This is a genomic window from Sorangium sp. KYC3313 (assembly GCF_052075895.1).
Taxonomy (GTDB): domain Bacteria; phylum Myxococcota_A; class Polyangia; order Polyangiales; family Polyangiaceae; genus Sorangium; species Sorangium cellulosum_B.
In genome coordinates this window covers 128,301-148,655 of record NZ_CP197255.1, presented here as the reverse complement: position 1 = coordinate 148,655, position 20,355 = coordinate 128,301, and the positions used below count along the sequence as shown (strand labels likewise).

Here is a 20,355-nt window from a genome sequence, read left to right as displayed (position 1 = left end):
CACGAGACCATGGACGCCGTTATTGGATTGGGTAGGCGGGGTCGCGCTCGGGGTGCTCGGCGCTCGCGAAGGCCGCGAGCAGGCGCCGTCGCCGCCGCCCTGCGGGACATGAAGCTCTGTTACTGGGACTTCTGCGATTCCCCTTGCCGCTGCGCGTAGGCCTGGGGGCCTTGCTGCTGGCCGAGCTGGGCGCCCTGCCGCTGGCCGGGCTGCACCTGGCTGACCTGGCCGCGTTGCTGCTGGCCGAGCTGGGCGCCCTGCCGCTGGCCGGGCTGCATCTGGCTGACCTGGCCGCGTTGCTGCTGTCCGCGTTGCTGCTGGCCGAGCTGGGCGCCCTGCCGCTGGCCGGGCTGCATCTGGCTGACCTGGCCGCGTTGCTGATGGCCGACCTGGATGCCCTGCTGCTGGCCGGTTTGCGCCCAGCCGAACTGGCCGCGTTGCTGCTGGCCGTGCTGGGTGCCTTCCTGTTGGGTGCGTTGCTGCTGGCCGCCTGTCCGCTGCTCGTGGAGCAGCAAGCAGAACAGCTGCTCGGCCTCCGTCAGGTGCTGCTCGACGTCCGCTCGCATCGCCTTCACGCTGGTTCGTATCCTGGCGTTCTCCGCGTTCGCGACGCCCGGCACGTCGAGGAGCTCGAGGGCGCGGCGATGGAAGGAGATCTGAGCCCAGATGAAGGCCGTGTCGAACTCGGCGCCTTCCTCCTCTTCCAGCGCTCCGCTCATCTCGGTCGAGCTCTCGTCGAGCTCCCGGCAGCGCGGGCACGACTCCATGTTCATACCTGAATCTCGCGAGCCCGCGCCGATCTGCTCCGACTGGGAGTGCTCCTCGACGATCTGCTCGGCGTAGCGCTTCACGTCCGGGGACTCGGCCTTGTCCAAGGCGATCTGCGACAGATCCACCTCCTTCTGGTGGATGAACGAGATCAGCATCGTGAGCTCCGCGTCCGACGGCTGCTGCGTCGCGCCGCGCTCTCCGCGGCCTCCCTGCCTGTCGCCCTGACTGCCGATCTGTCCGCGGCCCCCTTGCCTGCCGCCTTGATGGCCGGCCTGCTCGCCGCACATCTGCCTGTCGCCCGCGCGCTGGCCGCCGGCCCGTTCGCCGCCCTGTCTGCCGCCTTGATGACCGGGCTGCTCGCGGCCTCCCTGCCTGCCGCCTGCCTGCGCTCCACCGCCCCTCCCGGCGCCTCGCGCGCCGTCTCGGCCCGTCTGTCCGTGGCTCCTGCCGTCGGGGCCCGTGCCGGTCCGCTCTTGCCCATCCGTTCCACCGCGATTCGTCTCGGCGTCATCGTCGCTGCCGAGGCAGCCGCCGGCCCCCGCGAGGACAAAGCTCCCAGCGAACATGATCGCCATGAGGCGACCTGAACGATTGCCCATCATTGCTTGCTCCTTGGCCGACACCGGCGCGCTGTCGCGCTCACCTGCCGGTTATCGGCCCCGAACATCTGGGTTCGGGAAGCGAGGATGGTGAGCGAGGTGGAGCCCTAAGCCTGCATCGTCATTTCCCCGAGCGCCCCTGCGCCCCTGCGCGATCGCGCCGAGAGTCGCAGTCCTGCTCGGCGTCGACCCAGACCCAGCCGGCGCGCAGCGGCCGGCCCGGCGATCGATCATGATCCCAAGGACCCGCTCGGGCACTCGCCCGCGCGAGGGCGCGCCGGCGCCGTGCGCGGCGCCGGACAAGCTGCCAGGCGGCCGGATCGCCGCCAGGCAGCCGGGCATGCGCGCGCCGCGCCGCGCACGCGCGCCGAGGAACCCGCTCGGCCGGGTCGCGCCGCCTTCCGCCGCGCCATCGATGCGCGTAAGCTCCGGCGACGTCCGACCGAGCGCCGCCTCGGCCCTCTGCCGAGGCGCCGGTCGCCGTCATCCTATGAAAACCTCCGCGCACAACGGCCCGTCTCCCGGGCCCGCCGCCCGCGTCGATACGACGGACATCGAGGCCCTGAAGCGTGAGCTCGAGCGGCTCCACGCCGTGGGGTCCCGGGATCGCGGGTGGCTCGACGCCGTGCTCGAGCACAGCCCGCACGGCGTCATCCTTTGCGACGCCTCCGGGAAGCTCGTCCTGCACAACCGGGCGGCAGAACGCATCTGGGCCGGCAGCGCCTCGACCGAATCGATCAACGACTGGACGCTGTATCGCGCCTTCCACGAGGGCGGCCGCCCGTACGAGGCAAAGGACTGGGCCATGGCCCGCGCGATGTCCGAACGACGGGTCATCGAGAGCGAGGAGACCCGGATTCAGCGCTTCGACGGGACGTATGGCATGGTCCTCGGGAGCGCCGCCCCCATCATCGGGCCTGGCGGAGAGCTCGAGGGCGGGATCTCGGTGTTCGCCGACATCTCGCGCCTCAAGCAGGTCGAGGCCGAGCGCGGCGAGCTCGCCGCGCAGCTCACGAGGCAGGTCGAGGAGCTCGATCGCCGCGCCCGGCTCACCCAGGCGCTGCTCGCGGTCAGCACCGCGCTGGGCGGCGCCGTGACGGTCGAGCAGGTGTCCGCCGCCGTCGTGAGCGACATCCACCGGGTGCTCGGCGCCTCGACGACGATGATGTACACGGCGGACGACGCGGCCGGCGTCGCGGCGCTCGTCGACCACTCGGGGCTCGAGGAGCAGCGCACGAGCCCTTACGCGAGGGTGCCCCTCGACGCCCGACTGCCGCTCTCGGACGCGCTCCGCGAGCGCCGCCCCATCTGGGTGGACACGAGGCAAAGCCTGCACGCCGCGTACCCCGAGCTCGCGGCCCTGCGGCCTGTCCGCGACGACGTGAAGGCGCTCGCCGTCCTGCCGATCGTCGCCCACGCGGCGCTGCTCGGCGGCCTCGCGTTCACGTTCGCGAACGAGCGGGCGTGGAGCCCCGAAGAGCGCGAGTTCCTGCTCAGCGTGGCGGCGCAGTGCGCGTCGGCGCTGGACAGGGCGCGCCTCCTCGAGCGGGAGCGCGAGGCCCGGGCACGCGCGGAGATGCTCGCGGCGGAGCTCGAGCGGCAGCAGGCGACGCTCCGCCTCCTGAGCGAGGCGGGCGCCGCGCTCTCCGGCTCGCTCGACGTCGCGTCGCGGCTCACGCAGCTGACCCACCTGGCGGTCCCCACCCTGGCCGACTGGTGCGCGGTCGACATGCTGAACGGCGATTCCATCGAGCGCGTGGCCGTCCACCACTGCGATCCCGCGAAGATCGAGCTCGCCGAGCGCCTCCGCGCGATGGCTCCGCCCCGGCCCGACGCCCCGGCGGGCGTGCCCGCGGTGATCCGCGCCGGTCGCTCCGAGTGGATGGCCGACATCCCGGACGCCGCCATCGAGTCCGCGGCGCTGAGCCCCGAGCACCTTCGCCTGATCCGGTCGCTCGGGCTGAGGTCGTATGTCGTCGTCCCGCTCCGGGCGCACGACCGGACCATCGGCGCGCTGACGCTGGTCCACGCGGAGTCGGGCCGTCGCTTCAGCCAGGCGGACGTCGCGCTCGCCGAGGAGCTCGGGAGCCGCGTCGCCCTGCTGATCGACAACGCGAGGCGGTTCCAGGAGGCGCAATCGCTCATCCGCGCGCTGGAGCGGACCAACGCCGAGCTCGACCAGTTCGCGTACGTGACGAGCCACGATCTGAAGGCCCCCCTCCGGGGCATCGCGAGCCTCGCCCAGTGGATCGAGGAGGACCTCTCCGACAAGCTCACCGCGGACACGCGCCATCAGATGGAGCTCCTGCGCGGGCGCGTGCGGCGCATGGAGGCCTTGATCGAGGGAATCCTGGCCTACTCCCGCGCCACGAGGTTCCGCCAGAAGCCGGAGAGCGTCGACCTCGAGAGGCTGGCGAGGGAGGTGGTCGAGCTCATCGCACCGAGGCCGCCCGCGCGGGTGACGCTCGACGTGCCGCCGGCGACCCTGCGGACTTACAGGGTGCCCTTGCAACAGGTGCTCATGAACCTCGTCACGAACGGCCTCAAGCACGCGGGCCGCGAGGACGCGGCGGTCTCCGTGTCCGCCCGGGAGCACGGCGATAGGATCGAGGTCTCCGTGTCCGACAACGGGCCTGGTATCGCGCCAGCGTTCCAGGAGAAGGTGTGGGGGATGTTCCAGACGCTGCAGGCGAGGGACAAGGTGGAGAGCACGGGGATCGGCCTCGCCATCGTGCGAAAGATCGTGGAGAGCCGCGGCGGGCGGGCGTGGGTCGAGTCGGACGGCAAGAGCGGCGCGACGTTCCGGTTCACGTGGCCCAGGAGGGAAGAGGCGGAGGGCGCCGGGTAGTCGTCGCGCCCGCCGAGCTGCCCGGGAGCGCGCTGCCAGCGACGGGCTCGGGGGACGAGGTGCTCAGTTCGAGGGCTTCGGCATCTGGAACACCACGGCTTCCTCTTCGGCTTCTAGGTTGTTGATGTTCCAGTAGATGGAGCCGCAGTCGACGGCGATCTCGAAGAAGTACGGCTGCCCGGTCGCGAGGGTGACCGCGTCCCCCATGCCGAGGTGCGCCCTCCGCACCTCGCCTTTCCCCTCGCTGTTCATGTAAACGGTCCAGTAGAGGAACTCGTCGTCCACCGCGAGCGACTTGGCGACGGCCTGAGCGTCGACCGTGGTGGTGAACGGCGGGGTGCTCGGCGCCGCGCTTGTCGCCTTGGACTGGATCGCGCCGGTGCCGTCGGTCACCCAGTGCACGACGCCGTTGGCGAGGACGAGCGCTGACGGGTAGCCGTTGGTCTCCGCGAAGACCTCGGCGGTGTCGCCGAGGGGGTCCTTCGTCTTGCGCAGGATCTGGCGCGCGAAATACTCCGACCAGTAGATGTGCGTCGCGTCGACGGCGACGCCGACCACCTGCTCGCCGGAGGCGACCTGCTCGGCCAGCGCCTGGCTGCCGTCGGCCTTCGCCCGCCAGACGGCTGTGGGCGTCTGCGTCGCCCAGTAGATGCTGTCGCCGAACGAGGCGATGCGGCCGAAGCCCGTGACGACATGCTCGCCCTCCGGCGGGGGGACCGTCGCGATCCGGATCGGGCTCGAGCTCGGCGGATCGATGGAGATCCCCAGCACGTCGCCGTTGCCCCAGTTGGTCCACGAGAGCTGCCCGCCCGAGTAGGTGACCCAGGCGGTATCTCCGAAGCCGAGGGTGCCCGGGAGCGTGCGCGCGGCCCCGCCGTCCTTCGGGATGGCGACGATGGCCTGGTTGCTGGCCATGAGCACGAGATCCCGGGTGACCACCATGCCCTTCGCATTGGCCCCGAGCTCCCCTGGTATCTGCGTCACGGGGCACTCCCCCACGGCGCAGTTCGACGGGGGGCACGACGGCGTGCCCCCGGCGCTGCCGCCGTCGCCGCCGTTGCCGTCATCGCCGCCGGTGCCATCGCCGCCGTCTCCGCCGGTGCCCGACGTCATCTGGGAAGAGCCTCCGTCCCCGGATCCCGTGGTCGTCGTCGAGGAAGCGGAGGAAGCCCCCTCCGTGCCAGGCTCGATGCCGAAAATGAGATTGCAACCGGTGCCCGTCGCCGCGAGCGCGAGCAGGGCGCAGGGCAAAGCGATCTTGCTGTGCATGATGGAGTGTATACATCCCCGGCCACGCCCCCGGCGATCGCGGGCCGCCGGCCGGGGGCGACGCTTCCGTGCGACACCCGCGCTCACGCGAGCCGTCGGAGCTGCTCCAGCCGGCGCCGCGGCTCGATGTCGCGCCGCTTGATCTTCCCGGTCCTGAGCTCCTCGTAGGGCCCGCACACCGGCCGGTAATCGCACTGCGCGCACGCCCCCTCCGCCGGCATCGGCAGGAGGGCCGCCTTGTCGAGCGCGTCCCCGATGATCCCCGCCACCTGGGCGGCCGCGTCGCGCGCCCGCGCGTCCAGGTAGATCGGCACCTCCGTGAACCCGCCGGCGGAGGTGCAGTAATAGAGCCGCCCGGACTCGACCTGCGTGCCCGGGGGCATGAGCTTCTCCAGCGCGAGCGCGTAGAGGACCGGCTGGAGCGTGCCGCCGCCGCTCACGACCGCGTCGCGCGGCGCCCGCGCCTTGCCCGTCTTGTAGTCGGTCGCCCGCATCGCGCCCCACACGCTCCGCTCGACCAGGTCGATCGAGCCCCGGAGCCGGACGCCGCAGTCGAGCTCCACGGGCGCGTCCGAGCTCCCCGGATCGCGGGTGGCGAGGCGGCGCGGCAGCCCGAACGACAGCTCGAAATGGATCGGCTCCCAGTCGCGGTCCTCCGCGGCGCGCCGCAGCCACTCCCGGAGGTCGGCCCGCACCGACGCGATGCCGTCGTCCCAGACGCGCCGGATCGCCGGCGCGAGCTCGTCCGCGTAGCGCGCGGCGACGCGGTCGAGCGCCCGATCGAGCTCGGCCCGCGCCTCGTCGAGCGCTGGCAGGCCGAGCGGCAGCTTGCCCGCGTCGCGCAGGGCGACCAGCACCTCGTAGAGCACGTCGTGCACGAGCCGGCCGCGCTGGAGCGGGTCGAGCTCCTCGATCGCCTCGGGCGCCGGGCGCGGGGCGAGCCTGTGCACGGCGTAGAGGAAGAAGCGGTAAGGGCACGCGGCGAAGTGCTGGAGGGCGGTCGGCGAGAACGACCTGCGCCCGAACGCGTGCTTCGCGAGCGCCTCGCGCGCCTCCGCGATCGGCTTGAACAGCCCGTCGGCGCTCGTCCAGCCCGGGATCCAGCGCCGCGCGCGGAACCGGAGCGCCCGCGCGAGGTGGGGGTTGGCGTTGAGCAGGTAGCGCGCGGTGCCGACCGTCTGCGCCTCCGGCAGGCTGAAGAGCGTCTCGAGGAGCGCGAGGTCGTGCTCGGCCGCGTCGATGGCGTCCTCGGGCCGCGCGGGCGCGGGCCAGCCGATGCGCGCGGCGCCGCCCTGCTCGGCGCGGCGCTCGAGCTCCCCGAAGCCGGGCAGCCTGCCCTCGGCCGCGCGCAGGAGCTCGAGGCCGTAGAACGAGGGCACCCGAGGGCGGGACTGATCCATGTCCACGCGCGGGTACGACACGACGAGCCGCTGGCGGGCCGCGCCGACCGCGAGCCGGAGCGCGAGGCGCTCGCGCGCCACGCGGTCGTCGCTCGTGTCGAGGCCCGAGTCGCCCCCGGCGATCGTCCGGCGGAGGGCGTCGCGGAGGATCGGGTCCTCGACGACCTTCTGCGGGAAGATCCGCTCGGCGAGCCCGGGGACGAAGACCACGTCGAACGAGCGCCCGCGGGCGCCCTCGATGGGCGAGACGAAGAGGCGCCCGTCGCGGCGGGCGGCCGGCGGCAGCACGAGGTCGGTGAGGCGGCGCGAGAGGCAGAGGCGGATCTCGCCGAGGTCCACCGGGCCGACGTGCGCCATCGGCGCGAGCTCGGCGAGCACGGCGAGCACGCGCTCGGGCCGCCGGAGCGCGCGCGTCGCGAGGGCCGAGAGGCGGCGCTGCCACTCGCCGAAGGTCGCGCGCTCGCCCGGGCCGGGCAGCGCCGCGAGCAGCGGCAGCGCGAAGGCGCGGAGGGCCGAGAGGTCCGCGAGCGTCCGCGCGACGCGCGCGGCGTCGCGATCCTCGGGGGCGCGGGAGAGCGAAAGCCGGAGCTCCCGCTCGAAGCCCGAGAGCCGCGCCTCCCACCGATCGAGCCCGCCGATCACCGCCGCGTCGACGAGGATGCGCTCCCAGCGCCGCGGGGCGCGCAGGGTGCCGTCGTGCACGGGGGCGTCGGGGCCCTGGGCTGTCGGATCGGGCGTCGGGGCTGTCGGATCGGGGCCCTGGACTGTCCGATCGGGGTTCTGGGCGGCCGGACGGAAGCTTTTCCCTGGCGGATCGACCCCGAGATCTTCCCCCGCCATCTCGTCGTCCGGAGGCGTCTCGTCGAAGCCGCCTCGCAGGAGCTCGGGGAAGAGATCGTCGTCCGGCGGCACCCAGCGGTCGGCCTCGGGTGCGGCCGGCGGCGGCTCGCCCGCGGGCGTCGCGTCGGGGACCTGCGCGAGCGAGAGGTACTCGGCGAAGCGCGACGCCGACAGGTGCTCGGCGGCGCACGCGAGCAGCGCGAGCAGCGCGCGGCCCGCCGGGTCGGGCTGCACCGAGCCCTGCGCGAAGTGCGCAGGGATCCCGGCACGGCGCAGCGCCTCGACGAGGTGCGCGCGGTACTGCTCGGGCGCGCGCAGGAGGATCGCCATCCGCTCGAACGGCACGCCGCGGGCGGCCTCGCGCAGCGCGATGCGCGCGAGCTCCACGCACTCCCGGCTCTCGCCGGGCGCGGAGAGGATCTCGACCTCGTCGCCGAGCCCGGGGGCCTCGTCGGTCAGCGGGTCGAACAGGTGCTCCTGCAGGCGCGCGAGCGAGGTGCTGGGCGCGACCGGCGGCGGCTCGTCGCCCGCGCCGTCGTCGGCGCCGTCGTCCACGCCATTGCCCGCGCCGGCGCCGTCGTGCGCGGCGGAGACCGCGGTCAGCGAGACCCGCCGCGGCGGCGATCGGAGCGCCGCCTGCAGGTGGCGCAGCGACGCGGCGTCGCCGGCCGGCACCGTGGCGAGCGCGTCGGGCGAGCGTGCGGCGACGGCCTCAAGGAGCTCGCGCTCCAGCGCGAACCGCACGGGCAGGTCGAGCAGGAGCATCGGCAGCCCGAGCAGCGGGTGGCGCGAGCGGGGGTCGCCGTCGTCCGCGGCCCGGGCGCGCTCGGCCGCGAGGCGCAGGACGATCGCGCGATCGGCGAGCCCCGCGTCGTCCAGGGCGGCGTCGAACGCGTGGGCGATGCGGTCGAGATCGGCCGGCGCGAGCGCGTCCGGCGCGACGCCGGAGAGCCGCGCCTCGTCGAGCGTCCGCGCGACGGCGCGCGGCAACCCGGGTCGATCCGCGACGCGGGCGAAGCGGCCGAGCAGCCCGTCCTGCGCGAGCCCGTCGAGGGTGCGCGCGCAGAGGGCCTCGATGGCGAGCGGGCTGGCCGGGACGAGGCCGCGCTCGGCGAGCGCCGGCATCGCGAGCGCGGCGGCGAGGCGCCCCAGGGTGAGCCGGTGCCAGCCGAAGGTGGCGCGGCGGCCGCGGATCGACGCGCGGGCGAGCTCGCCCACGGCCTCGACCGAGGCGCCGACGAGGAGCACGCGCTCCGCGGGGCGCCGGCGGCGCAGCCAGCCCACGGCCCGATCGAGGCGGGCGGCGGCGCTGGGGGAGGTGATGACGGCGTGGGGCACGGGGGGGCTCGGGAGGCGGCGGAGGCCGCGGGGAGGTGATGACCGACGCTTACGAGCCTGGCAATCCGGCGTTGATCGAGCTCGAAGTGTAACAGCAGCGGCGCGGCGATGCTCTTCTCCCAGGCATCGCAGGGCAACGCCGCCAGATCCGCCGCCGCCTCGCGAAAGCGGCGGCCCGAGCCGAGCAGCCGCAGCAGCAGGGTTGCGCGCGCCCGGGGCAGCTCCGCGAGCACCACCACGCGCATCGGCAGGTCCGGCACGGCCTGGGGCGAATGAGCGCGACGCCCAGCTCAAGGTCTTCCAGGCCAGTACCTCACGAGCGTGTGACAGTCGCCGACCTGCCAGCCCTTGGTGGCATCCCACCGCAGCTTGAAAACCTCCCCGCTGGCGTCGAACTCGTCATCGTATTCGCCCGCGTCGAGCTGCAGCAGCTCCGCGTCCGGGCCCGCGCGGCGGAAGGCCACCACCTGGAGCCGCGCGCTGTCGCCGGGCGAGAAGCGGAGCGAGGCCTCCGAGAACGCCCCGAGCTCCGTTAACGGCACTCCCACCTTGGTGCAGCCTCTCTTCGTGAACGGCTGCAGCTCCCCCAGCTCCGGAAAGCCAGCGACGCGGACGGATGGCCTGAGAAACCATCCGAGCGCAAAGGAAACGACGGCGACACCGAGGACCAGGAGGTAGCGCAATTTTGCGGATTGGAGGGAGGTGTGCACGTCGTGTCCCGATGGGCTCAGGGCGTCTTTCTCGGTGGGATCCTGCCCGGCATTGCCCCGGAGCGAGGCTCGATGGGACGTCAGCGGCGGCGGGGGGTGAAGCGGACGAACAGCCCTTCCGGCTTCATCGTGAACCCGAGGAGCTCCTTCACGGGCCGCGCCGGATCGACCAGCGATACATCGAAGTCGCGCGCGACCATGGCGCCCACCATGGCGCTCTCGACCATCGAGAGCGCGCGCCCGGGGCAGACCCGCGGGCCGCTGCCGAAGGCGAGGGCGGCGCGCGGGTCGTGTTTGCCGGCGCCCGCCGGCCGCGGGGTCAGCCAGCGCTCGGGCACGAACGAGGCCGCGTCGTGGAAGTGCTCGTCCTTCAGGCCGAGCTGCCGCGTCAGCAGGATCATCCGCGCCCCCGCCGCGAGCCGCAGCGGGCCGACCACCGTGTCCGAGCAGGCTTCCATGAAGATGATCGGCGCGGCGGACTTCAGGCGGAGCGTCTCCTGCGCGACCGCGCCGAGATAGCGCAGCCGCTGCGCGTGCTCCGGGCTCTCGGGCAGGTCCGCGTCGCCGAGCTCGGCGTCGACCTCGGCCCGCATCCGCGCCTGGACGTCGGGGCGCAGGGCCATGAAGTGGAGCATCCAGGCCATCGTGTCGGCCGTCGTGTCCTCCCCGGCGAGCAGCAGCGTGAGCACGTTGCCGAGCACCTCCTGCTCCGACAGCCGCGCCTTGGGGTCGTCGGCGTCGCGCGCCACGAGCAATGCCTCCAGCAGCGAGCGCGGCGCCGCGGCCCGCGCCGGATCCCCGTCGAGCTCCGCGCGCGTCGTCCGGAGGATGCCCAGCATCCGCGTGCGCACCTCCGAGAGCGCCTGATCGAGGGCCCGATCGGCGGGCAGCTTGACGTGCCGCCAGTACGGAAACGGCGCGAAGAGGCGGCGGTTGAGCGCCGCGAAGACCGTCTCGAGCTGGTGCGACAGGGGGTCGGTGCCGCGCTCGATGAGGTTCATGTCGAGGCCGAACGCCACCGCGGTGGTGACATCCACCGTGTAACGGGCGAGGTCTCGCCGCGCGTCGACGGACGCTCCCCGCGCGGCCGACGCGCGCCATCGCTCCCGGAGCCGGCGGGTGATCGTGGAGAGCGTGCCGTGGCTCTCGCGCAGCTGCCCGGCGGTGAACGCGCTCATCACGAGCCGCCGCTGCCGCGTCCACTGGTCGCCCTCGGCCGAGAAGACGCCGCCGAAGCCCATCTCGTCGATGAGCTCCTGCAGCGGGCTCCAGCGGCGGAACTCCTTCGGCCGCTCGCGCAGGATGCGCTGGACGAGCTCGACCCTGCCGACGACGACGACCGGCGTGCGGCCGAGCCAGAAGGTGTAGAGATCGCCATACTTGCGGTTCCAGCCCTCGAGCGTGAGGTGAAGCTGGGTCGGCCGGATCTCGAGAAGGTTGCCGAGCAGCGGCAGCCTCCGCGGTCCCGGGAGCGTCGATAGATCGTTCACGCCCGCTGCGGGGGCGACTTCTGCTCTGGCGGTCTCCATGGTTTCCTCTCAGAGAGCGAGAGCGGTCAGCGCCGGCGCCGCCGCGCTCAAGGTGCAACGTAGCTTGTCCTGGCGTGCGCGTGGGCGCTCGCCGGCGCGCTGCCTTCGTCACGCGCCGGCGTCGCGAGCGCGGCGGCGAGGCGCCCCTGGGCGCGCCGGCGCGTGACGAAGGCGGCGCGCCGGCCGCGGATCGACGAGCGGACGGGCTCGCCGACGGCCGCTGCCCCGCCCGCGGTCCTCCGCTATAGTGGCGGCGTGATGCTGTGCGATGTTGCCGCCGGGCAGCCTCTCCGCCCGTTGCTGGACCGCCGTGCCACGGGGCCGGCATGAACGAGTCCGACGTTCGCTGGATGGAGCGCTGCCTCGAGCTCGCGGCGCTCGCCGCGGGGCGCACCGCGCCGAACCCGATGGTCGGCGCGGTCGTCGTGCGCGGGGAAGAGCTCCTCGCCGAGGGGTTCCACGAGCGCGCCGGCATGGCCCACGCCGAGGTCGACGCGCTCCGCAAGCTCGCCGGCCGCGCCGAGGGCGCCACGCTCTACGTCAACCTCGAGCCGTGCTGCCACCACGGCCGGACGCCCCCGTGCACGGACGCCGTCCTCCGCGCCGGTATCCGGCGCGTCGTGATCGGCATGATCGATCCGGACCCCCGGGTCTCCGGAAAGGGCGCCGCCCTCCTGGAGAGCGCCGGTATCGAGGTGGTGGTCGGGGTCCACGAGCCCGCGTGCCGCGAGCTCAACCGCGCTTACATCGCGAGCACCGCCGAGGGCTTCGCCCTGCCGGCCCGGGCGACGCCGGCGTCCTGACCCGCCGCTGGGCCGGCGGGTCTCCATGGGAGAGCGCGCGAGGGCCGCGACCGCGGCGCCATGCCCGCTCCGGAGCGGGGCGAACGTCCGCGCCGTCCCTCCAGCGGCGATCGCCCCGACGAGATCGCCCCGCTCGCGCGCCATTCCAGGACTCCCCGCCGCGCCGCGCGGCCGACACGCGCGCTCGCCGAGCATGGCGCTGGCACTGCGCTTGTTATGCCCCCCGCGCGCCCGCGGGGCCGAGCGGCGCCGAACCGTGGGCGCCTCCGCAATCCGCCGCTCTAGACACCATTTCTGGACGGAAAGGTTGCAGTATGAAGAATGCCATCCCGATCGCGATCCTGTGCCTCGGCGGGCTCGGCTGCGCGGACGCACCTCCCGGGGGCGACGGCGAGCAGCCATTGCTCACGTCCCGGCAGCGCATCATTGGAGGCGCTGTGGACACGACGCACGCCTATGTCGTGGGCGTGGGCAATCGCAACAGGGCGTACTGCAGCGGGACCGTCATCTCGCGGCGCACCGTGATCACGGCGGGACACTGCCACGGCGCGCTCACGCGCGTCTTCTTCGGCCCGACCCTCGGGCGGCGGTCGGAGAGCGTGCGGATCGAGACGTCGAGGAGGCACCCCGCCTTCGATCCCGGGAGCCTCCAGAACGACCTTACCCTCATCCGGCTGGAGAGCGACGCGCCCGTGCAGCCCGCGCCCCTCCTGCGCGAATCGATGGAGAATACCACCTGGTACGTCGGGCCGGACTACACCTTCGTCGGTTACGGTGTCTCCGACGGCGTCGCGGGGACGGGGTTCGGCATGCGCCGCGCCGTGACGTTCCCCATCGTGGCGGTCGGCCCCGCCCAGGTCGGCGGGACGCCGGGGACGATCGACGCGACCCAGTTCTATTACCAGGTTCCCGACATGAACACGTGCGCCGGCGACTCCGGAGGTCCGGCGTTCCTCGTGCGCGGGGGCGTCGAGCGCCACGCCGGCGTGACCTCGTTCGGCGACGACCCCTGCACGCTGGACGGGGTGCAGGCGCGCACCGATCTCGCCCAGATATCTCAGTTCATCCAGCCGACGATCGACGAGTTCGAGGCGGACAACCCGTGCCGCGCGGATGGCCTCTGCGAGGCGGCGTGTGACGTCGGGCCCGAGATCGTCGACCCCGATTGCGCCGATCTCCACTGCGCCCAAGATGGGGTGTGCGCCCTCGCCTGCGCGTTCCCGGCCGACCCGGACTGCGCGCTCCGCGCCGGCGTGCAGGTGCGATGACTCGACAGGTGAAGGCGCGCAGCCCAACGGCGCACCCGAGCGGAGCGCGACGTTACTTCTTCGCCGTCACGTACCGGAAGTCGCACCGCTCGGCGCCCGTGCCGAGGGTGCCCGTGCGGCGGAGCTCGACGCCGTGGAGCTCTTTCACCTTGAGGTCGTCGAGGCGGCAGATCATGGGGACGATCTCCGGCGCGCCGTGCCGCCGCGCGAACGCCACGATCGGGCACGCGCGCACGTCGAAGGCGAGGAGCGCGCCGGTGCCGCTGGCCTCGTCGAAGCGGATGCCCCCCGGCTCGTCCGCGCGCAGGCTCATCATGAGCAGGCTCCGCGCTGGCTTCAGCCGGAACACCACATCCATCGCGGCGCCGAGGAGCGGGCTCCGGTTCAGCTGCTTGCGGTAGAAGGCCAGCAGGATGTCCTCGGCGAGGCGCAGGGCCGGCTCCCGGTCCACGCCGAGGTCGTGCAGGAGCGCCTGGTAGATCGCGAGCACCGGCGGGCCGAGCTCGAAGAGCTTGCGGTTCATGCTGCTCCGGAACCGCGGCATCGTCGCCTCCAGCGCGAGATACCGCTCCTTGGCGCGCGTGTGGAGCTCCGCCGCACACTCTTCGCCGAGCTCGCGCGTCGCGATGACTCGGCCTTCCGCGAGGATCTGCGCGAGACGTTCGGACGGCGACGACATGCTGGAAAATTACCACATGCGGCGCCGCAGCAAGCCTCCTTGTGGGAGCTTCTGTGATCGGAGAGGTCGGCCGAAGTGGCCCGCGATGCTCCTGCGATCGGGGAGTTCGGCAGGGACGCAATATGGCTCTGCCGGGATGCGCGGAGCACCGGACAGGGCGTCTGGTGAAATGAGACAGAAATCTCTCAGCAACAGGCCCAGTCGGCTCCGGGCGTCAATGCGCGCGCCGGCTCGGCAGGAGCCGGGCGTCCGCCTGTGCGGCGCTACGGCGCCGCCGGTCCCCACAGCCCGGGCACGCGCGTCGCGCAGGAAGGGCACGCGCCGCCGGAGAGGAGGACCTCCTGCGTCTCGTAGTTGAACCGACGCACCACGACCTCGTGGCAGGCGGGGCAGCGTGTATGCGAGAGCTCACGGACGCGGTCGGCCACGTTGCTGACGTAAACGTACTTCATCCCCCGCGCATAGGCGACGCCCGCCACGTCCACGAGGAACGCCGGGTCGGTCGTCATGCGATCGCGCATCTTGTAACGCGGATAGAAGGCGTTGAGGTGCCAGGGGATGTCCGGGTCGACCCCGGCGATCTCGGCGCCGAGGGCGCGGAGGCCGGCCGCCTCGTCGTTGAAGCCGGGGACGACGAGCGTCACGACCTCGACCCAGTAGCCGAGGCGCCGGGCCTCGCCGATCGCCGCGAGCACCGGCTCGACGCGGCCGCCGAGCGTCCGGTACTGATCCGCGCTCCACCCCTTCAGGTCGACGCGGAACACGTCGGCGACCGGGCGCATGTACGCGAGCGCCTCGGGCGTCGTGTTGCCATCCGAGATGAGCGCCGTGACGAGCCCCCGCCGCTGCGCCTCGGCGAAGACGGCGCGCGCCCACTCGGCGGTGATCATCGGCTCGTTGTAGGCGCTCGCGAGCACCCCGCAGCCCGCCGCGACGGCCACCTCGACGAGATCCGCGGCGCTGATGTCGATGGGCTCGCCGTCGCCCTCCGGCTCGCGGAGGGCCTGGGAGACCTTCCAGTTCTGGCAATAAGGACAGCGCAGGTCGCACCCGAACATCCCGAAGGTGAGGGACCTCGCGCCGGGGCGCACATGGAAGATCGTGTTCGTCTCGACCGAGCGCACGTAATGGCGCGCGACGTAGCCGAACGGGACGCGCAGCTCGCCGTCCTTCTCGAAGCGGATCCCGCACGCGCCGGCGCGCCCCGGCGCGAGGACGCAGCGGTGCGCGCACGCGGTGCACCGGAGATACCCCTCCTCGGGGCCGGGCTCGACGAGCGCGCCGGGCACGGTGCGGCGGGCGAGCTTCGCCGTGAGGGGCTCGCCCGCGGCGCCGCCCTCGCCAGGCCCGGCTGCGGCGCGCTCGCCCGCGGGCTCGTTCGCGGCGCCGCGAACGAGGTCCTCCACGCGGACGTGCGGGCGGGCGCCCGGATCGCGCGCGTCGAGCGGAGCGTCGATCGCGGCTTTCGGGGCGCTGCGTCCGTTCGTCTCCATGGGAGAGCGGGCATCGCTAGCATCGTAGCCGCGAAAAACAAGGGCCTTGTGGCGCGGCGGTGCGCCAGCGCCGCAGCGGAGCGGCGCGGCAGGACAGCGGCGCTGCGGCGGGCAGCGGGGTGGGCCGGCGCGGGAGCGCTCTTGTCAGGCCGGCAGCGCGCCAGCGCCCTGCGCGAGGCGATCGAGCTCGTCCTGGCCGAGCTCGCGCTCGCCGGCGAACGCGATCCCCACGACGGCGCGCACGCTCGCGGAGGCGTCGCGCACGGGCAGCGCCACCGCCGCCTGCGCCGCGACCGCCTTGGCCCCGGGCCGCACGTCGCCGGACGTGTCCGTCTGCAGGTTGCACGTCTGCACGGGCTGGTCGCGCTCCCAGGCGAGCCCGGCCATCCCCTTGCCCCGCGGGACGCGGCGCGTGATCTCCTGCACCTTTTCGGGGATGTTCACGGCGGCGGCCAGCGCGAGCGCATCGCCCTCGACGAGGTGCACCGTGCCAGCGATACCCCCGCTATCGGCGACGAAGCTCCGAAGCCACGGCTCCAACGACTCTCGGCGCGCATGCATGCCCGCACCTTCGACCGCCGCGGGGCCTGCGTCAACCCAGGGCAGCTCGCGGGACGCGCCGGCGCCGAGTCAGGCCTCGTCCTTCACCCGCCTGGGCCAGCGCACGATGAAGGTGGCTCCTGCGCCGGGGCGCGACGAGACGGACACGCTCCCTCCGCGGCTCTGCACGATCTTCTTCACGACGGAGAGCCCTATCCGCGCGACGTCAGGACGATGCGCACGCACGTCTTGAGGCTCTGCGGCCACGACGAGACCGGCCCGAGCGGCGTCGTCGACCAGTCGATCGCGCGCATGCGCGCGCCCATCTCGCCTCCGCCGGCGAGGACCGCGCGAGCGTCCGCGCGATCCAGCGGCGGGCCATCCAGATCGAGCGACACGGGCCCTTTGTAGCGGGCTGTAGGTGGCGGGAGAAGGGCAGAAAAACAATGTGTTTGGGTTGCCCGGGTGATCCGCCGCACCGCGGAGGGGCCGGCGCGGCGGCGCCGCTCACGGCGGCGCGTCGAGCACCGCGCGCAGCGCCCGGCGCGCCACGTCGGGCGAATAGCCCTGGCGGGCGAGGAAAGCGTAGAGCTTCTGCCGCTGCTCCGCCGGAGCGAGCCCCGAGAGCGAGCGGAGCTTCTTGCGCGCCGCCCGCTCGGCCACGGCGGACTCGTCCGTTTCCTCCTCGGCCATGACCTGCCGTATGGCCGCGTCCGCCACGTCGCGCGAGACGCCTTTGCGGGCGAGGTCCTGCTCGATCCTGCGGCGCGACCGGGGCTTGCCCACGATGCCGGAGCGCGCCTTCGCCTCCGCGAAGCGCGCGTCGTCGAGCAGCCCGTTCGCGGTGAGGCGCTCGATGGCGGTCGTCACGTGCTCCCTGGGCTCGCCCTTCTCGATCAGGCGCTTCTCCAGCTCCCTGGCCGATCGCCCCCGGAACGACAGGAGCCGCAGCGCCCGCTCGTAGGTCTTCTGCTCGCCCGCGGCGGTCTTCCGGGGCGACTCGGCCGCGGCCCCGGGGCTCTCCTGGCCGGGGGCCAGGCCGGCGGCGGCCTGCTCGGGCACCGTGGCGAAGGGGACCCCATCCACCAGGATGACGACGTGGCCGGGGTTGTCGGGCGAGGGGGCGATTCCCGTGATGATCGGCATGCGCGAGGGACGATGGCGCACCTGGCGCGGGCCGCAAGCCCCTGTTCACCCCGCCTGCTCCCGGCCGCGGCGGGGCGCCTGCTGCCTTGTCTCACGGATCGATCACGAGCGTTCCAAACGCCTCGGGGACATGGAAGTTCGGCTTGCTCGTGCGGGGCGGGCTCCACGCGAGGTACTGCCGCGGATCCTTGCCCTCCATCCGGTACAGGTTCATGGGCAGACGCGCGTTCGGGGCGAGCGCGCCCACGATCCCCGGCGCCGCCAGCAGCGCCTCGATGACGGCCGTGCGCGCCTGCGCGTCCTGGCTCGTCGCGATCGTCGCGCCGCTCGACCACGCCGTGTCTTCCTGGCGCGCGTCGCGGTCGATGGCGATATCGAAGAAATGACCGAACGGCCCTATCTCCACCTCGAAATACCGCCTTGGCGAGCCCGGGGCCGGCGTCAGGAAGAGCTCGATGCAGTCCTCTTTGTAAAGACCATTTCGCTCCGCGCCGACCGGCTTCGAGCGATCCGTGTTGAGCCCCGCGTTCGAGAGCTCGAAGAGCGCGTGGAGCCCCTGCTTCGACCAGAGGAAGCGCGCCCGCGTGGGGAACCCGGTGCGCTTGCCGGCATAGTCGGTGTCCCACTGCACGGCCTTCGCGCGGCTCCATGCCGCGTCGTCGGCCTTTCCGTCGAGCACGATCTGCTCTCCCGGCGGCAGCGGTGACGCGTGCGCCTCCGGCTTCGCGGGGCCTCCGTCCGAGCCGCCGCGCTGCTTCCCCTCGGGCGCCTCCTGCGAGGCCGGCGGCGCGGGATCCAGCCCCTTCGCGGGCCCGCCGGGCAAGGCTGCCTGTCCGGGCTCCCAGTCGAGCCGGAAGGGCGCCATCGCCTTGTAGTGGACGGGCCTCGGGCTCTTCAGGAGATCTGCCCCGTCTCCCGTGATCGCCGTCGCCTTGAGATCGAGCCCAAAGCGCTTCGCCGCGGCGTCGATGAGCGGCGAGGTCCTGTGGCCGCCGAGCTCGCGCGCGAGCGCGGGGCTGTTCCACACGCCGAGGAGCTCCGCCGCCACGCGGTCGACCCGCACCGGGTTCGTGCCGCCGATCGCCACCATCTCCGCCGTGGGCTGCAGGACCTGGAAGCCGTCTCCGCCCATCGCCGGGGCGCCGTCGCCGAGCACCGCGTCCGGCGCGGATATCTCGAGCACGTCGACCATCCGCTCGGAGAAGACGCGGAGCGACGATAAGTAAAGAGCTCTATCTTCCTGGCCGGCGGACCTCGTGTCCAGGTACCCCTTGAGCTCCCTGTGCATCCTCCACTTCTGCTTGTACGCAGGCGCGCTGTCCGACAGCATGACCGTGCCCTGCATGCCCTTGATGCCGGCGGAGATGACCGCGTACCGGTGCATCTTGAGCCGGGGGAGCGACAGGAAGAGCCCGTGGTCGAGGTGCTCTGCCAGCACCTTCGGCATGAGCAGCGTCGGGACGTGGGTCGCCTGGATGCCGCGGATGGCGAGCGGCTTTCCGGGCCTGTCCCCGGCGACGTCGTAGACCCCGTCGTCGTCCATCGCGACGAGCGCGGCGCCCTCCTCCGCGGCCATCGCCTCATAGCCGGTGCGCTGCGCGATGTCCTTCCAGAACTTGTGGGAGTGGCCGCAGCCCTCGGCGATCGTGATCTTCGTGTGCCCGCGCGCCTTGAGGCACTCGACGACGCCTCGAACGAACTCCGGCTGGGTGATCCGGCCGGTTACGCCGTCGTCGCCCTTCGACTTCGCCGGGTCCTTCACGCTGTCGAACCCGCAGATGTTCGGCTTGAGGAGCACGGGAGTCGCCGCGGGGCGCCTCGGCACCACCGCCTCGCAGATGCGCTTGCCGAGCTCCAGGGGACCCTGGCCGCGGAGCACGGTGACGGGCGAGTCGTCGGCCTTGATGCGCTCGACGTGCCGCTTCCTGAGGGCGGCGCCGTCGATGCTGTCCGACGCGATCACCGAGGGCCCGGCCTCGTACCGCTGCGACGCGCCCGCGACCACGTCGCTCGACGCGCTCGGCACCGCGGTCGGCACGGCCGGATGCGCGGAGGCGGCGGCGAACGAGGAGGCTGCCTGTGTCGGCGCCGGCGAGGACGCCGCCGCGTCGGGCGGCGGCTGCGGGGCGGGGCCGCCGTCGCCGGGACCGCCGCCCGGCTGGCGTTGCCGGTCCCCGCAGCCCGAAAGGACGGCGAGCAGCGCCGGGAGCGCCGCGATCGCGCGGGGAGCCCGCCGCGCCCGGCCGCCGTGGATCGTTCGTGCCCTGTTCATCCCACGAGCACGATGGCGCGAAACGGCGGCGAGGAGAAGGCGCCACGAGACATCGTCGAAGCCAGCGCCTGCGCGGATGCCGGAGGGGTGAGGGCGGCGCGGCCCCCACCTCGCCCCGCCGCCGGCGCCCGAATGAGCGTCTCGATACGCGCTCGCCGGGGCGGCTCACGCCTTGCAGCGCGAGCGCGGAATGAGCGTTTGGCCTGTTCCTGGTTCTGTTAAAATTGCTGTTCGTGTTGAAATTATCGGGACTGCGGGGATGTTGTTCGCAGCGGCTCTGGTCGCCTGTGGCGGCGGTTCGAGCGGCGGGGGAGCTGGAGAGGGCGGGGGCGTAGAAGGGTACTCGGAGGCTCGGTCGACAGCCGTGTGCGAGGCCGCGTGCGACGTGTTCAGCGCCGGCTGCGCGCCGGAGAACTGCTCGATCGCGTGCTTCGTGGCGGTGGACCAGTACCCCACGGAGGCGTGTTTTGCCGAGTTCGACGCCTACCACGCCTGCCTGGCGGCCCAGGAGCCCGCGCAGCTCGCCTGCGGAGCAGACGAGAACTTCTTCGGCCCGTGGGCGCCGGCGTGCAGACCCGAGTGGACGGCGTATACGCAGTGCCGGAGGACCGGAGGCGCGGACTGCGCGGTGGTGGCCACGGACGTCGAGTCCTGCACCCACTTCGGCGACCCTCCGGACTGGGCGACGTGCAAGACAGGGAAAGAACCGCCCCCCGGGTGCGTACCGCTGACGAGCCTCGACTACTGTTGCCCGGCAGGCACGCCGCCGTGACAGCGTGATCAGGGGCTCCGCTTCCCCGCAAGCCATGACGCCTCCCGTGTTATGCACGGCATGTGCTGGTGGCTGGCT

At 73.0% G+C, this 20,355-nt stretch carries 16 protein-coding genes and 1 pseudogene; 5 read left to right on the top strand and 12 right to left on the bottom strand.

Annotated elements, in window-relative coordinates; all coding sequences use genetic code 11:
* Window positions 1–119: 119 nt before the first annotated feature.
* Window positions 120–896 carry a DUF4142 domain-containing protein gene (locus ACSRUE_RS00560; protein WP_441289316.1) on the bottom strand — a complete coding sequence of 259 codons (777 nt, stop codon included), beginning with the start codon at window positions 894–896 and terminating at the stop codon, window positions 120–122.
* Window positions 897–905: 9 nt separating this feature from the next.
* On the opposite strand from ACSRUE_RS00560, the gene ACSRUE_RS00555 reads away from it, so the two are divergent.
* Both ACSRUE_RS00555 and ACSRUE_RS00550 read left to right on the top strand, forming a co-directional pair.
* Window positions 906–1,358 (top strand): hypothetical protein, encoded by a 453-nt coding sequence (locus ACSRUE_RS00555; RefSeq protein ID WP_441289315.1) that lies wholly within the window; start codon window positions 906–908, stop codon window positions 1,356–1,358.
* Between the two features lie 502 nt (window positions 1,359–1,860).
* Window positions 1,861–4,218: an ATP-binding protein gene (locus ACSRUE_RS00550; protein ID WP_441289314.1), complete on the top strand. Its 2,358-nt coding sequence runs from the start codon at window positions 1,861–1,863 to the stop codon at window positions 4,216–4,218.
* A gap of 63 nt (window positions 4,219–4,281) precedes the next feature.
* Here ACSRUE_RS00550 and ACSRUE_RS00545 read toward each other — a convergent pair whose 3' ends face one another.
* The 4 genes from ACSRUE_RS00545 to ACSRUE_RS00530 form a co-directional block, all read right to left on the bottom strand.
* A complete protein-coding gene (locus ACSRUE_RS00545; RefSeq protein ID WP_441289313.1) occupies window positions 4,282–5,487 on the bottom strand; it encodes an ABC transporter permease in 1,206 nt (401 codons plus the stop codon).
* 83 nt (window positions 5,488–5,570) lie between these two features.
* Entirely contained in the window at window positions 5,571–9,065 is a 3,495-nt protein-coding gene (locus tag ACSRUE_RS00540; RefSeq protein WP_441289312.1) for a PD-(D/E)XK nuclease family protein, read from the bottom strand.
* Between the two features lie 290 nt (window positions 9,066–9,355).
* Window positions 9,356–9,613: a hypothetical protein gene (locus ACSRUE_RS00535; protein WP_437762135.1), complete on the bottom strand. Its 258-nt coding sequence runs from the start codon at window positions 9,611–9,613 to the stop codon at window positions 9,356–9,358.
* A gap of 242 nt (window positions 9,614–9,855) precedes the next feature.
* A complete protein-coding gene (locus ACSRUE_RS00530) occupies window positions 9,856–11,304 on the bottom strand; it encodes a cytochrome P450 (RefSeq protein WP_441289311.1) in 1,449 nt (482 codons plus the stop codon).
* Window positions 11,305–11,630: 326 nt separating this feature from the next.
* Between ACSRUE_RS00530 and ribD the strand changes: the two genes are divergently transcribed.
* Both ribD and ACSRUE_RS00520 read left to right on the top strand, forming a co-directional pair.
* Window positions 11,631–12,107 carry a bifunctional diaminohydroxyphosphoribosylaminopyrimidine deaminase/5-amino-6-(5-phosphoribosylamino)uracil reductase RibD gene (gene ribD, locus ACSRUE_RS00525; RefSeq protein ID WP_441289310.1) on the top strand — a complete coding sequence of 159 codons (477 nt, stop codon included), beginning with the start codon at window positions 11,631–11,633 and terminating at the stop codon, window positions 12,105–12,107.
* Between the two features lie 314 nt (window positions 12,108–12,421).
* Window positions 12,422–13,375, top strand: coding sequence for a S1 family peptidase (locus ACSRUE_RS00520; protein WP_441289309.1), 954 nt, complete (start codon window positions 12,422–12,424; stop codon window positions 13,373–13,375).
* A gap of 52 nt (window positions 13,376–13,427) precedes the next feature.
* Here the strand turns inward: ACSRUE_RS00520 and ACSRUE_RS00515 are convergent, their stop codons facing one another.
* From ACSRUE_RS00515 to ACSRUE_RS00485, 7 genes and pseudogenes are all read right to left on the bottom strand, one after another.
* On the bottom strand, window positions 13,428–14,054 hold the full coding sequence (locus ACSRUE_RS00515) for an L-2-amino-thiazoline-4-carboxylic acid hydrolase (RefSeq protein ID WP_441289308.1): 627 nt from the start codon (window positions 14,052–14,054) through the stop codon (window positions 13,428–13,430).
* A 263-nt stretch (window positions 14,055–14,317) separates the two neighbouring features.
* The gene (locus ACSRUE_RS00510; protein ID WP_441289307.1) at window positions 14,318–15,547 is read right to left on the bottom strand and encodes a radical SAM protein; all 1,230 of its coding nucleotides are present in this window, start codon (window positions 15,545–15,547) and stop codon (window positions 14,318–14,320) included.
* Between the two features lie 144 nt (window positions 15,548–15,691).
* On the bottom strand, window positions 15,692–16,108 hold the full coding sequence (locus ACSRUE_RS00505) for a GAF domain-containing protein (protein WP_437762128.1): 417 nt from the start codon (window positions 16,106–16,108) through the stop codon (window positions 15,692–15,694).
* Between the two features lie 69 nt (window positions 16,109–16,177).
* Window positions 16,178–16,288 (bottom strand): hypothetical protein, encoded by a 111-nt coding sequence (locus ACSRUE_RS00500; RefSeq protein WP_441289306.1) that lies wholly within the window; start codon window positions 16,286–16,288, stop codon window positions 16,178–16,180.
* Between the two features lie 17 nt (window positions 16,289–16,305).
* Window positions 16,306–16,485, bottom strand: a pseudogene (locus ACSRUE_RS00495) (hypothetical protein); the annotation flags it as partial.
* Between the two features lie 109 nt (window positions 16,486–16,594).
* On the bottom strand, window positions 16,595–17,233 hold the full coding sequence (locus tag ACSRUE_RS00490; RefSeq protein WP_441289305.1) for a regulatory protein RecX: 639 nt from the start codon (window positions 17,231–17,233) through the stop codon (window positions 16,595–16,597).
* Window positions 17,234–17,324: 91 nt separating this feature from the next.
* Entirely contained in the window at window positions 17,325–19,505 is a 2,181-nt protein-coding gene (locus ACSRUE_RS00485; RefSeq protein ID WP_441289304.1) for a DUF362 domain-containing protein, read from the bottom strand.
* Between the two features lie 364 nt (window positions 19,506–19,869).
* On the opposite strand from ACSRUE_RS00485, the gene ACSRUE_RS00480 reads away from it, so the two are divergent.
* Window positions 19,870–20,277: a hypothetical protein gene (locus ACSRUE_RS00480; RefSeq protein WP_441289303.1), complete on the top strand. Its 408-nt coding sequence runs from the start codon at window positions 19,870–19,872 to the stop codon at window positions 20,275–20,277.
* Window positions 20,278–20,355: the final 78 nt, after the last annotated feature.

Bases quoted from the DNA above. Each gene is read 5' to 3' on its own strand.
- ACSRUE_RS00485 (WP_441289304.1), bottom strand. From the start codon at position 19,505: ATGAACAGGGCACGAACGATCCACGGCGGCCGGGCGCGGCGGGCTCCC.
- ACSRUE_RS00490 (WP_441289305.1), bottom strand. From the start codon at position 17,233: ATGCCGATCATCACGGGAATCGCCCCCTCGCCCGACAACCCCGGCCAC.
- ACSRUE_RS00550 (WP_441289314.1), top strand. From the start codon at position 1,861: ATGAAAACCTCCGCGCACAACGGCCCGTCTCCCGGGCCCGCCGCCCGC.
- ACSRUE_RS00530 (WP_441289311.1), bottom strand. From the start codon at position 11,304: ATGGAGACCGCCAGAGCAGAAGTCGCCCCCGCAGCGGGCGTGAACGAT.
- ACSRUE_RS00520 (WP_441289309.1), top strand. From the start codon at position 12,422: ATGAAGAATGCCATCCCGATCGCGATCCTGTGCCTCGGCGGGCTCGGC.
- ACSRUE_RS00545 (WP_441289313.1), bottom strand. From the start codon at position 5,487: ATGCACAGCAAGATCGCTTTGCCCTGCGCCCTGCTCGCGCTCGCGGCG.
- ACSRUE_RS00505 (WP_437762128.1), bottom strand. From the start codon at position 16,108: ATGCATGCGCGCCGAGAGTCGTTGGAGCCGTGGCTTCGGAGCTTCGTC.
- ACSRUE_RS00515 (WP_441289308.1), bottom strand. From the start codon at position 14,054: ATGTCGTCGCCGTCCGAACGTCTCGCGCAGATCCTCGCGGAAGGCCGA.
- ACSRUE_RS00510 (WP_441289307.1), bottom strand. From the start codon at position 15,547: ATGGAGACGAACGGACGCAGCGCCCCGAAAGCCGCGATCGACGCTCCG.
- ribD (WP_441289310.1), top strand. From the start codon at position 11,631: ATGAACGAGTCCGACGTTCGCTGGATGGAGCGCTGCCTCGAGCTCGCG.